The sequence below is a fragment of the Halobacillus rhizosphaerae genome (assembly GCF_046719735.1).
Taxonomy (GTDB): Bacteria; Bacillota; Bacilli; order Bacillales; family Halobacillaceae; genus Halobacillus_B; species Halobacillus_B rhizosphaerae.
The window spans coordinates 18,541-31,770 of record NZ_JAUTWQ010000015.1 but is presented as its reverse complement, the minus strand read 5'-3'; the positions used below and the strand labels follow the sequence as shown (position 1 = coordinate 31,770).

The window sequence follows — 13,230 nt, the reverse complement described above, 5'->3', positions numbered from 1 at the left end:
CCCCTCCTATTCAATAGATAGAAAAGAATCACTACCCTTTACCAGGCAGTGATTCCTAGAATGGTTACATCGTTCGCGAAAACTTTTTGGCTTTTGCCTGAATTCTTGCACGATGCAAGATCGGCTCGGTATAACCGCTCGGCTGGTTGACCCCGTCGAAAATAAGACTCCGCGCTGCTTGAAAAGCGACCGATTCGTTATAGTTTGGAGCCATCTTTACATAGTGAGGATCTCCCTCATTTTGTTGATCAACAACGATCGCCATGCGCTCAAGCGTTTCCTCTACCTGTTCGTTGGTGACAATTCCGTGATGGAGCCAATTGGCCATATGCTGACTGGAAATACGAAGCGTGGCGCGGTCTTCCATCAGCCCTACATCATTGATATCTGGCACCTTCGAACAGCCGATTCCTTGTTCAACCCAGCGAACGACATAGCCGAGAATTCCTTGCGCGTTGTTATCAAGCTCCTGCTTGATTTCTTCTTCGTTCCACTGCTGGTCAGGAGAGGTTGGAATATGCAGTACTTGGTCTGTAAAGTCTTGGGGATCGTTAGCCATTTCTTTTTGCACTTCATTGACATTAATGGTGTGATAATGAAGTGCATGAAGAGTAGCTGCTGTTGGAGAAGGAACCCACGCTGTGTTCGCCCCCGCTAATAGCTGGCTGCCTTTTTGATCTAGCATTTCCTTCATTCGGTCTGGCATCGACCACATTCCTTTGCCGATTTGAGCGTGACCTTGTAAGCCTGTCCCGAGTCCTACGGTTACATTGGATTTTTCATAGGCTTGCAGCCAGATAGAATTTTTCATTTCGGTTTTGCGAATCATGGCTCCTGCTTTCATAGAGGTATGGATTTCATCCCCGGTACGATCTAAGAAACCAGTGTTGATAAAGACGATTCGTTCCTTCACTTCGTTGATACAATTTTTCAAATTCAACGTAGTTCGCCGTTCTTCATCCATGACCCCTATCTTAATCGTGTGACGCTCTAATCCTAGCATATCTTCAACTCGGTTGAAGAGCTTGTTCGCAAAGGCCGCTTCTTCAGATCCATGCATTTTCGGCTTAACAATGTAGATCGAACCTTTAGCTGAGTTTTGTCGGCCCCCTTTACGCAGAACATCGTGCTTGGCGACAAGACTGGTAATCACGCCGTCCATGATTCCTTCAGGTATCTCGTGCCCATTCGAATCGAGTATGGCATTGGTCGTCATCAGATGACCTACGTTGCGAATAAACATGAGAGAACGGCCATGCAGCGTTTTCGTTCCGCCAGATGGCGTGGTATAGGAACGATCCTCTCTCAAAGTTCTCGTCACGGTTTTTCCGTTTTTGCTAAAGCTTTCTGATAAGTCGCCTTTCATCAAGCCTAGGAGATTGTGATAGACGAGTTCCTTATCCTCCGCATCAACAGCTGCGACAGAATCTTCACAATCCATTATCGTAGTGGTCGCAGATTCCATCAGGACATCCTTCACTCCCGCATCATCTGATTGGCCGATTGGATGATTACGGTCGATTTGAATTTCAAGGTGTAATCCATTGTTCTTCAATAGGATGGCTGTTGGTTCTTCTCTATTTCCCTGATAACCGATCAATTGGGATGGTTCTTCTAGTGTAGCTTTTTCCCCATTAGCTTTTCTTCCTATCAATTCTCCTGATTCAATTAAATAAGTACATACCTCACGATGAGAAACACCCTGGAACGGGACAGCTTGATCGAGGAAATTCTTCTTGCTGTACTCCACTACTTCGCTTCCTCTTAACGGGTTATAGGAAGATCCCTTTTCCAAGCCGTTCTCTCCACTGATCACATTTGTACCATACAACGCATCATAGAGACTCCCCCACCTGGCGTTTGCTGCATTTAATGCATAGCGGGCGTTATCGACAGGGACAACTAATTGCGGTCCAGCTTGGCTTGTAATCTCTTCATCGACATGACTTGTGGTAACAGCAAAGTCTTCCACTTCTTCTTCTAAGTAGCCAATTTCTTTTAAAAATTCTTTATAAGAATGGTCTTCCTTTGATGCATGACTCTCGTGCCATTCATCAACTTGACTCTGCAATTTTTCTCTTTTGTTTAATAGAGATCGATTCTCAGGGTAAAGATCGTCGATCAACTCTTCAAAATCGCTCCAAAATTGTGTTCCTGATAGATGTGATCCAGGTAAAGCCTGTTCGTTGATAAACCTGTATAGATTCGACGCAACTTGCAAATTCCCCACTTTAATATATTCGGTCATGCATGTTCCTCCTTCTCATTTTCGGTAAGTACTCTTCATCAAAAGTTAGAGGAGGCGGTAGGAAAGGAGTTCTACGATTTTCCCGCCTACATATACGCCCGCTACCCCTAACACGCCTGCGAGTACAGGTGGTGCCGGCAAAGGAAGCTTGATTACTTTAAATACAATCCCGATAAACATGCCGGCTAGTAAGGCCAAGACAGCCTCTTTTACCATAGGGCACCTCCATCATCTATTATCTTAGCTTTGCAGAATTCTTTCCAAATCCAGTTCTTTCTTTAAATTGGTCTCGTAAGGCGCTGTGAATACCCCTTTTTCTGTGATAATGCCAGAAATTAAGTCATTTGGTGTAATATCAAAGGAAGGATAGAGGGCATGTGTCCCTTCCGGTGCTGTTGGCAGACCGTTAAAATGGGTCACTTCCTTTGCTGCTCGCATTTCTACCTCTATTTGACTGCCGCTCTTCGTATGAAAGTCGATGGTATGACTGGAAGTGGCGGTGTAGAACGGCACTTGATGTGCTTTAGCAGCAAGAGCGTGCATGTACGTTCCGATTTTGTTAGCCAAGTCTCCATTAGCCGCGACGCGATCAGAGCCTACGACTACTTTTTGAATGCGTCCCTGACTCATGCAAAACGCGGACATGCTATCGGTAATCAAGGTATGTGGAATGCCAAATTTCTTTAACTCATAGGCGGTAATACGGGCTCCTTGCAGATAAGGACGGGTCTCACATGTATAAACGTGAATGTTTTTGCCTTGTTCATGAGCTGTTCGAATGACGGATAGAGCTCGTCCTCCATAGCCTGATCCCCCTAGTGCACCTGAATGGCAGTGAGTCATAATGGTATCACCGTCTTCGATTAACGATGCGCCATGCTCACCGAGTTGGTATTCGAATAGCAGCTGCCGTTCTAATACTTCAATTGCTTTATCCTCGAGCTTTTCAATCAAATCCGCTCCTGATCCGCTGGCAGCTGTAAGCATTTCGTCTACGGTTTTCATTAAATTAACTGCAGTTGGACGGGTACTCTTAAGCAGGGCACCTGCCTCTTTGACAAAGTTCTCATCTCCATTGGATTGCAGGGCGGCAAAGAACATTCCGTATGCCCCACAGATGCCAATCGCCCCAGAACCGCGAATCGTCATGGACCGAATCGCTTCCGCTAGTTCATTTACGGTTGAGAAACTGTAGACCTCTTCCTTAGATGGAAGCTTCTTTTGATCAAGCACCTTTAAGCGATTATTCTCAAACCAGATAGGAAGAGCTAACTGTTGTTCCTGTAATCGTTGGACCAAATGTTCCATTCGTTTCATCTCATCCGCTCCTTTTCAAATCATTTGGAAAAGCTTAGTTTGGGACTGGGGCTTTTGAATGGGCGCGCAGCTGGGAAACGATATAGGCTTGTTTGGCTGTAGCTTCTGCCAAATCGACGACATTGTAGGCTTCTTCCAACGTTTTCCCTACAGAACAGACCCCATGATCTTTCATTAGAGCAATGCGAATATCTTGATTCTTCACGTAAACGTCAGTCACATATTGAGCGAGTTCCTTAGAACCTGAAGGAGCTTCTTCTGCTACTGGGACATACCCCAGTAATTTGCGTGCCGTCACGGTTGGCAAAGGCAGTTCCATCCCTAAACATGCATAGCCAACCGTATAATTTGGATGACAGTGAACAACGGCATTGACATCAGGTCGTACTTTATAGATACCTAAATGGAACCCGATTTCCTTCGAAGGCTTTCCTTGCCCTTCAACAACCTCTCCGTCCATGTCGACGATTAGCGCGTCCTCTATGCTAACCTCTCCTAAACTGACACCGCTTCGTTTTATTAACACATGATCCGTACCAGGTATTCGAACACTAATATTCCCACCCGTCGCTTGGGTAAAGCCCTTTTGATAAACTTTATGAGATACATATTGCAGCTCTTTTTTTAATAATTGAAGATCCATTTAAACGCCTCCTATTGATAAAAATCTTGATAAAATTGTTTTACATATGGCTTGAGTAAATCAGCAAACTGTAAAGAATCCTTACTATTAGACATCCTTTGTTCCGTTCTTTCCTTGATCCGGTCGATCACTTCTTGTTCGTCAAAGCTGATAATCTGTCTATTCCGCAGAATCCAATCCCCTTTGATCATGACAGATTCGATCGAATGACCTGTCTCTTGAAAGACAAGCTGAGAGAGGACATCTTGTGTGGGAGCCCACGGGATCGTGTTATTTGAAAGAAAGACGAGGTCAGCATCATAGCCTTCCTTAATTTTCCCCCGGAGACTCCCGCTCTCCATGATGGACGCTCCCCCAACCGTCGCCATGTTCAATGTCTCTTTTGGGGTGGGCCAGGTTTCATAATCTGGCTGGTTGAGTCGAGGCAGCATGGCTGCGAGTCTCATCGCTTCAAAAAGATTGTGCTGTGTTCCGCAGTTGGATGAATCGGTTCCAAGCCCGATGGTCATGCCACTTTTCACATAATTAGATAGAGGAGCTCTTCCGCTGCCGAGCATCATATTGCTAACAGGGTTATGAATCACTTGGACTTGTCTCGCTTTCAGAAGTTCCCTTTCTTCTTCAGTTACCCACACTGCATGGGCAACAGAGAGTCGGTCGGTCAGCAGCCCCTTATCCTCCATAAATCCTATAATGCCATTGGGATATGTTTGATCCCCTATCTGTTTTTGCATTTTGGTTTCGAGCAGATGGGTGTGCACCTTCAATTCATATTGATCACGTAGCTCTCGACATAGAGTTAACATCTCATCTGAACAGCGCTGAGGTGCATTGGGTCCAAGCATGATATGAATCCTGTCGTGTTTTCGGTGCCAGCTTTTGATTAGTGAATCATAAAGGTCTTTCATAGCCTCTACGGACATGGGCTGTTGCTGATTTAACTTAGACTGAATAGAAGGTGGAAAAGATAGAGACAGGAATTGATGGTCCGTCACATCCTGCATCATTGGAGCAAAGGATACTTGCATCCCTGATGTCTCATAGGCGTGAAGCGCAGACTCCATTCTAGGGAGGTGGGGAAAATGATCGACGCACCCTGTCACCCCTCCTCGAATCATCTCGCTGGCTCCTAGCAATACAGCCAAATAAATGTCTTCATCTGTAAGTGAATGGCCGTAAGCTACAGTGTAAAGAGACCATAATTCCAACGGGAGCTTATTCTCGGTCCCTTTTAATAAATTAGAGTAAGAGTGGTAATGGGCGTTGGTCATCCCCGGCATCACCAGTTTTCCTTCACAATTGACCACTTCATCTAGGTCATCCCCTGATATCTCATCCCCAGCAGGAATCACTCGAGCGATCTTTCCGTCTGTGATTAAGACGTGCCCCTTCAATAAGTCAACATCCTTGTCCATGGTTACAAGTTCAGCATTCTTGATAAGAGTTTTCATTTTAGTTTGCTGAGGCGGCTAGCTTGTCTTTTCGAGCAGATAATGCCCGTTGATAGGCATCATGAGCAATCGAAGGCTGATCTTCTTGGATCATTTCGATCGATTTCAAAAATAAGTCTTTTAACTTTTGTTGATTATCTTTGACGACATTTTTGTGGGTATCTAAGTCTGGCGGTACCTCTGTAGTCCCTGCAGCTAAATCGGTAGAGAGGCATACCACGGCGTAGGCAATTCCAAGCTCTCTAGCAAGGGCTGCTTCAGTTCCATTGGTCATGCCGACCACATGCATCCCCCAGTTTTTATATACATTAATTTCTAGAGCTGTCTCGTAGCGCGGACCATCTACGCAAATGTAGTTAGCTGTTGGACGTATGGTCAACCCAAGCTCACCGGCCGCTTCGATTACGTTTTGGCGGAGGTTAGGACAATACGGTTCGGTCATCTCTACCGAATATTGATCAAATGTATTCACACGATTGGTGGTGACATCCATAAACTGATCTAAGAGTGCCAGGGATCCAACAGGGATTTCGGTTGTTAACGAACCTACCGCACACATGGCAAGGACGTGATGGATACCCAACTGTTTCAGTGCCTTCATGTTGGCACGATAATTAATTTGATGAGCCAGGCTGTCATGGTGCTTTCCGTGTCTAGGTAAGAAGTAAATATCCTTATCCTTATAAGAGCCCTTGTAGACAATCCCTTCTCCATACTCCGTGTTCACACGAAGTTCTTCCATTTCATCTACTAAATCATAAAAACCTGTTCCACCAATAATCCCTACTTTCATTCCGGTTCCTCCCTGCCTTAATTATTTTGGAGCGATGACTTCTTTCTCTTTTTGTACCTCTGAAGCTAATAACGATGGAAAGAAGTACGGCTTTCCTGAACGTTTCTTCAGTTCGTCCCAGTGGCTCAAAATTTTTACCGCTTCGGTTGCAACAGCAATCGATTGTTCCACTCCGCTTCCTTTATATTCAAATTCATCACGAACTCGATTGGCGACAGCTGTGAAAATAGCTCCAGCACGTAGTTGGAATAAACTGCTAAGCGTTAACACGGTAGCTGCTTCCATTTCAAAATTCTTCACGCCTGCATTCTGCATATCCTCCATGATCGTCTCCATCCAGCTTTGTTGATAATTGTTGAAGCCGGGACGTCCTTGACCACAGAAGAAGGAGGCAGCTGTGTAACCAATACCGACATGGTACGTCACTCCTAAGCGTTCAGCTGCTTCAATTAAAGCCATGACCACTTCCTGGTTGGCAATAGCCGGATACTTGGCATCGACATATTGATCCGATGTCCCATCATAGCGAACAGCTCCTGCACAAATAATCAAGTCGCCGGGATTAATGTTCTCTTGCATCGCTCCGCAGGTTCCTACTCGGATAAAAGTATCGGCACCAATCTCCGCTAACTCTTCCAGGGCACTAGCTGTGGAAGGTCCACCAGCTCCAGTGGAACAGGCAGAAATGGGTACTCCTGAAACATCGCCTGAATAGGTCACGTGTTCTCGATAGGTAGCCACATGCTTCTTCGTATCCCAAAGCTCAGCCATACTCCCTACTCGTTCTGGGTCACCTGGTAGTAATACATACTTTGAAACATCACCTGGGCGGCACCTTATATGATATTGCGATTGATCGGCTGATTCGGGGCGGTTTGCTTTAGCTTTCCATTTAAGATCCTGTACCAATTTTAACGTCCTCCTTTTGATTAACTGCTATTTCTTTAAGTATGGAATCGATGGTTAAGTACGTTTGTTCTTGATTCAGAGTTGAGATTTTACTAGCAAAGGTAGTAATCTGCGGAGGCTGCAGTCCGGCTTCTTCCATAATCCCTTTGTCGGAAAAGACCTGATCTGCTTTGTCATCGGCAATAATTTCACTTTGGTTCATGACAACAGTGCGGCAATTCAACTCACCAATTAAATTCATATCATGCGTAATTAAAACCACTGTGTGTCCTAAATCCTTGAACATTTGCACCAGATGCAGAACCCGTTTACATCCCTTATGATCCTGTCCTGTGGTAGGCTCATCCAGCACAATCACTTTTGGAGACACGGCCATAATCGAGGCCATGGCTACTTCTTTCCGTTGACTCGAATTCAAATCAAACGGGTTGTCTTCCAAGCGATCATGAAGTTCGAATAATTCAATCGCTTTGTCTACTCGTTCTTCGATTTCATCCTCCTCCATATTTAAGTTCTTACATCCATAAGACAGCTCTTGTTCGACCGTCGAGAGAAAGGTTTGGTGGTTAGGGTTCTGAAAAACGTAGCCAACGAGGCTCGATAAGGTTGAGATCTTTTCTTTTTTGGTATTTAATCCTCCAACTTCAATTGTTCCTTTGGTCGGCTTGAGCAGCCCATTGAAATGTTTTACAAGCGTTGTCTTGCCTGATCCATTACTGCCCAGTATTGCGACAACTTCTCCTTCATAGATTTCTAGATTTATATCTTTAATCGCTGTAACTCCATTTTTGTAAGTATGCGAGACATTTTTAATGGAAATATACGCATCCAATCTAGACACCTCCCAGGGGATATTAATTGTATTCGCTTTCAAAACTGGTAACAGCTTCTCCCACCGTCGTAGCAAGCTTGGCGCGTCGGTTAAATTGGCGGTTGTATTGATAGAGAAACCCCGTTACTTGTGGAGCATTTAACTGCAGCTGCTGAAGCAATTCAATTTGAGTGAACACTTCTTCCGGAGATCCAAATGCTTTGACTTGCCCTTCATCTAGAACGAGAATCTTGTCACAATAGGTGGCGATTCTTTCTACTTCATGGTCGATAATGATTCCAGTCATATTAAATTCCTTTAAATTCTGAAGCACGTCATAGACCTCATTTTTCCCTTTCGGATCGAGCATCGAAGTAGGTTCATCCATAATCATGATGGAAGGTCTCATCGCCATAACAGAAGCAATTGCCAGGCGCTGCTGCTGACCCCCAGAGAGGGCAAGCGGGCTGCGTTTTTCAAAGCCGCTCAGACCAACCTGTTCAAGGGATTCCTTAATTCGGTTAATCATTTCCTCTCGTGCCACACCTAAATTTCCCATTCCAAATGCAATTTCTTCTTCAATCGTCATTTGGCTTAATTGATTTTCTGGTTCCTGAAACACAAAGCCCACATGTTCTGAAATCTCAGCGACAGAAGTTTCATTTATGTTTTTTTCTTTTACAAACACATCTCCTCTTAATTCTCCCTCAATGACTTGAGGAACTAATCCATTTAAACACATCGCTAAAGTCGACTTTCCGGCACCAGTTGGGCCGACAATCCCGAGAATCTCTCCAAAGTGAAGAGTGAAATTAATATTCTTCAATACTTCTTCTTCCGTATCAGGATACTGAAAGGTTAAATTCTCTACTCTTACGGCTTCATTGGTCACTATGACACCTCTCCTCCGACCATCCCATGTAGTCGTTTGTATAGGAATTTCACAATCAAGAAACTAAAGATAATCCACGTTCCAATAAGTGAATCAATTAATAACGAGTTCGTTGTAAAGTGAACGGAGCTCATCATGAAGAGCTTTAAGTAAACCTCAAATAACAGGACAACAAGCATAGCTAGTAAAAAACTATAATCAAGTGAGGTAATCTTAGTCTCTCGAAGACTTGTTTTCGTCCCCTTTCTACTGAACGCTCTGCACTCTAACACGTAGGATAATTGGTGTACCTTCATGAACGTGATGATGAATAATGGGGCAAACATCGGAACTAGATTTTTAACTCGTTGTACTAAGCTACCTTTCACATCCAGGCACCTCGCTTGCTGTGCCTCCATTACGATTTTTGCTTCACGAGCAATGATCGGGATGATCTGGAAGGTAGATAATAGGATAAACGCAAATGAATGAGGAACCTTCCATTTCACTAGCGCCGCTGCCATATCAGATGGATGAGTCGTCATCACAAACAATACGGCCGCTGTTCCTATCACTAAGATCCTAAAAGACATGACGGAGGCAAATACCATCGATTCATATTTGAACGTAAATTCTCCGAAAATTTCAAAGATCGGTGTTTTCCCAACCGGATTATAGATGCCGTGAACGGTCATAATTAATACGGCAAACAAAATTAAAAATTGGATGGAAATGAGGTACGGCTTCACCAGCTTGGACATGACCACTAGTGGAAGAAGTGCCGCTAATAGAATCAATTGCAGCGCTGGATCATTTAAAAGGAAGGAACTAATCACGACAAACAGGACGAAAATCATTTTAGTACGCGGGTCTAAACGATGAAGCAAGCTATCCTTTGGGATATACAAGCTATTCATGTTCGACTTCCTCCTTTACGTTATTGAATTTTTCTAATTACCTCTTTACTAAGAGCCTGTGTGGATTGCTGCTCCATCAAAGTAGGTTCGAAGGTAATCGTTTCTTTAAAGTTCTTCTTATCTTCTGCTATCTCCACAATCAGTTGGACTGCTTTTTCACACATTTCTTGAATCGGCGTTTTTATTGTCGTTAATTTTGGATAAACAATCTCAGAAAACAGAGAATGGTCAAAACCAACGACGGATATATCCTCAGGGATACGAAGACCAAGTTCTCTAGCAGCGTTGTAAACTCCTACACCAATGGCATCATTCCCTGCAAAGATTGCCGTTGGGCGGTTCTCTTGGGAGAGCATTTTCTTACCATTTTTATAGCCGCTGTCGACTTTAAATTCATCTAAGATAATGTTCTCTTCAGAAGGAGAGATCCCATAATCTTTTAAGGCTGTTTCATATCCTTTTTGTCGTTCAATGGTCGAATACGATTCCGGTTGACCGCTGATATAGCCGATTTGTTGATGACCTAATTGCAGGAGATGTTCCGTGGCCAAATATGCACCCTGGAAGTTATCGACTAAGACTTGATCCACCTTCGCCCCATCGACTTCACTGCCTAAAAGAATAATAGGAAGGTCCGGCTTTGCTTTGACGAGTTCACGGATGTTCTTATCCTCGACTTCTGGAGTTGAGAAAATGATTCCGTCGATTCCTTTCTGTACAAGAAACTCAATATATTCCCTTTCTTTATTCAAGTCATTGTCTGTATTACAAAGAATGACGTTAAATCCAAGTTTGTGAGCTGTATCTTCCACTGCTCTTGTTAAATCACCATAAAATACGTTTTTAATATCCGGGATGATTAAGCCAAGCGTTGCTGTTTGCTTACTGATCATCGCAGCAGCAACTAGATTTTTTTGATAGTTCAATTTTTCGACTGCATGATATACACGATCTTTCGTATCTTGACTTGTATATCCGCTATTGTTTAAAACTCTGGAAACGGTTGAAATGGATACATTTGCTGTTTTTGCAACATCTTTTATCGTTGACATCTTCCCAACTCCTATTATTATGTGGAAACGTTTCCTCAAGTTAAGAAAAAAATATAGAACCACTAGAAACATTTCCCAATTATTAAATCACCATTATACCCTCTACTATTTATTAGAACAATGAATTCGAATGAATATTCCGATATTTTAATAGCCAGTATTTCTAGTGTGGGCTTCTATGAAAACCTGTTTCCACATAATATCATCACCACTTTAGGATAGGGCAGTAAGGGTTATACTTTCGCTTTTTGATTAACTTGAACAACTGAATTAAGTAAAGAACCAATTCCATCGACGACGCACTCAATGTGATCTCCGTCTTGTAGAAACTCAGCTCCGACTGGGCTTCCTGTTAAAATCACATCACCTGGCTGAAGCGTCATAACTTTACTTAAGTAAGAAATCATTCGGTTTATCGAAACAATCATGACGTCCACACCACTATCCTGTTTCTTTACTCCATTCTGGACTGCCTTAATTCGAGCAGTTTCCACATCTAGATTTGTTTCGATCACAGGTCCTAGCGGCGTAAATGTGTCAAACGATTTTCCTAGCGTCCAGTGTCCATCCTGATGGAAATACTGAGGCGCCGTCACATCATTTCCGACCGTAAACCCAAGAATATAATCGGAAACTTCATGCTCCTCTATATCTTTTGCTTGTTTACCGATCACGACAGCAATTTCGGATTCGAATTTCACCGAATCAATGTCTGCAGGGATTTTAATCGTATCCTCCGGTCCAATGACAGAAGAAGCAGGCTTGAAGAAAAATACCGGCATCTCTGGAGGATGACTTGGAAGCTCTTCTTTACTTTTAACGAAATTCGCGCCAATTCCAATCACTTGATTAGGCTCGATTGGAGCTAGTAAGGTCACTTCATTTAATAAAAACGTTTCTCCTGTATAATGCCAGGTAGAAAACAAATCCCCGCTGATTTCTTTAATTCCTTCTGTAGAAAGAACCCCCATTTTCACAGTAGATTCACTAGTAAAGCGGACAAATTTCACTTATTTTCCTCCTTCAAAAGTAATGATAGGCCAGAGTAGCGATCAACCTGACCTATGCAGGAATCTTTATTTTCAAATTCTTTAATCTTTTTGTTTGATCTCCAATCTATTCTTCTATAAGATTGGGATTAAGGTAGGAGCATCAATCAGCGAATGGTCTCAAGCAGTCGTTGATTTGATGTTCTTTTTTTATGCAGAGATTTTCTTTTTGCTTCTTTCCCCTTTTTTAACTATGCCGATCTTACTTTTAATCTCTTTAGCATTCGGTAAAAAGCGAACAGGAAACATCTTAAGAATCATCCATACAATCCAGAACGTAAGTACTTTATCAACAATGGTCCCAGGAAGGGTCGCCATAAAAGCAGCATTGAAGATTTTTTGTCCAGATGCAATGAGTCCAGCTGTCAGTACATCCATCGTATGACCAGAGAATCCTCCAAACACATAAACAGAAATAATAGTCGCAACGGCTGACGCCACTATACCAGTGATAGCACCGGAAGTAATTACCTTCCAAGACTTCTTATACCATCCTTTTCTAAAGAAGAAATAAGATAAAAAGGCAACAACAACACCTACTAATGCGAACGGAAGATAAGTCCACCGTACAATGAGTGCTAAAATGACATTCGTCATGATTGCGGTTACTGCGCCCCATACCGGTCCAAGTACAATCGCATTTAACACCGTACCGATATTGTTTAAAAACAATGGAAGCTTCAACATTTCGACGATCGAGTTCGCTACCCAGTTTAACGCAATACCAGCAGGAATCATCGCCACTATGAAACTCTTATTTTTTCTTAACATGTGGTCCCTCCTATTTTTTTGTTAAGGTAAGCTGTTTGAATTTCCCTCCCTTCCCATTTTGAATCCAAATCTATGCTAGAGACTGGGATGGACCGAAAGCTCGTCCTATCCGTTTGACATAAAAACGTTTCCACATTTTTGTAAAAAATTAGGGCTTAATTAGTCTGGAAACCACAATATCTGAGATAGATTCCAAAGAATAAACCAATTTATGTAAGCCCTTTCAACTTCTGATATGTTGTGAAAACGTTTTCTTATGATTTGTATTATACGCATCGATTTTTGTAAATTCAACACTATTTTTACAAAAATCTAAAAAATCTAAAAATTATCAAACCCCCATCTCTTCCGTTCCTCCCCAGATCCGAATGGGGACATTGGGGACAGGAACCTTGTCC

At 42.9% G+C, this 13,230-nt stretch carries 13 protein-coding genes; all 13 read right to left on the bottom strand.

All coding sequences use genetic code 11. The features are described 5' to 3' along the window. Positions 1 to 64 precede the first annotated feature (64 nt). Complete coding sequence (locus Q7A53_RS15795) at positions 65 to 2,248, bottom strand: malate synthase G (protein ID WP_411790152.1); 2,184 nt, start codon at positions 2,246 to 2,248, stop codon at positions 65 to 67. A gap of 45 nt (positions 2,249 to 2,293) precedes the next feature. Beyond that, entirely contained in the window at positions 2,294 to 2,464 is a 171-nt protein-coding gene (locus Q7A53_RS15790) for a DUF1427 family protein (RefSeq protein ID WP_411790151.1), read from the bottom strand. Between the two features lie 24 nt (positions 2,465 to 2,488). After that, on the bottom strand, positions 2,489 to 3,565 hold the full coding sequence (mtnA, locus tag Q7A53_RS15785; RefSeq protein WP_411790150.1) for an S-methyl-5-thioribose-1-phosphate isomerase: 1,077 nt from the start codon (positions 3,563 to 3,565) through the stop codon (positions 2,489 to 2,491). Positions 3,566 to 3,599: 34 nt separating this feature from the next. After that, complete coding sequence (locus Q7A53_RS15780; RefSeq protein ID WP_411790149.1) at positions 3,600 to 4,208, bottom strand: class II aldolase/adducin family protein; 609 nt, start codon at positions 4,206 to 4,208, stop codon at positions 3,600 to 3,602. Between the two features lie 11 nt (positions 4,209 to 4,219). Beyond that, positions 4,220 to 5,659 (bottom strand): amidohydrolase family protein, encoded by a 1,440-nt coding sequence (locus Q7A53_RS15775; RefSeq protein ID WP_411790148.1) that lies wholly within the window; start codon positions 5,657 to 5,659, stop codon positions 4,220 to 4,222. A gap of 1 nt (position 5,660) precedes the next feature. Further along, positions 5,661 to 6,452: an MTAP family purine nucleoside phosphorylase gene (locus Q7A53_RS15770; RefSeq protein ID WP_411790147.1), complete on the bottom strand. Its 792-nt coding sequence runs from the start codon at positions 6,450 to 6,452 to the stop codon at positions 5,661 to 5,663. A 21-nt stretch (positions 6,453 to 6,473) separates the two neighbouring features. Then, positions 6,474 to 7,361 (bottom strand): nucleoside phosphorylase, encoded by an 888-nt coding sequence (locus Q7A53_RS15765; protein ID WP_411790146.1) that lies wholly within the window; start codon positions 7,359 to 7,361, stop codon positions 6,474 to 6,476. Then, positions 7,345 to 8,193 carry an energy-coupling factor ABC transporter ATP-binding protein gene (locus Q7A53_RS15760; RefSeq protein WP_411790145.1) on the bottom strand — a complete coding sequence of 283 codons (849 nt, stop codon included), beginning with the start codon at positions 8,191 to 8,193 and terminating at the stop codon, positions 7,345 to 7,347. The genes Q7A53_RS15765 and Q7A53_RS15760 overlap by 17 nt, the downstream gene beginning before the upstream one ends. Positions 8,194 to 8,215: 22 nt before the next feature. After that, a complete protein-coding gene (locus Q7A53_RS15755) occupies positions 8,216 to 9,064 on the bottom strand; it encodes an energy-coupling factor ABC transporter ATP-binding protein (RefSeq protein ID WP_411790144.1) in 849 nt (282 codons plus the stop codon). Beyond that, entirely contained in the window at positions 9,064 to 9,960 is an 897-nt protein-coding gene (locus Q7A53_RS15750) for an energy-coupling factor transporter transmembrane component T family protein (protein ID WP_411790143.1), read from the bottom strand. The genes Q7A53_RS15755 and Q7A53_RS15750 overlap by 1 nt, the downstream gene beginning before the upstream one ends. A gap of 20 nt (positions 9,961 to 9,980) precedes the next feature. Continuing rightward, positions 9,981 to 11,012, bottom strand: coding sequence for a LacI family DNA-binding transcriptional regulator (locus Q7A53_RS15745; protein WP_411790142.1), 1,032 nt, complete (start codon positions 11,010 to 11,012; stop codon positions 9,981 to 9,983). A 233-nt stretch (positions 11,013 to 11,245) separates the two neighbouring features. Further along, positions 11,246 to 12,022, bottom strand: coding sequence for a fumarylacetoacetate hydrolase family protein (locus Q7A53_RS15740; protein WP_411790141.1), 777 nt, complete (start codon positions 12,020 to 12,022; stop codon positions 11,246 to 11,248). A gap of 189 nt (positions 12,023 to 12,211) precedes the next feature. Continuing rightward, positions 12,212 to 12,832 (bottom strand): hypothetical protein, encoded by a 621-nt coding sequence (locus tag Q7A53_RS15735; RefSeq protein ID WP_411790140.1) that lies wholly within the window; start codon positions 12,830 to 12,832, stop codon positions 12,212 to 12,214. Positions 12,833 to 13,230 lie beyond the last annotated feature (398 nt).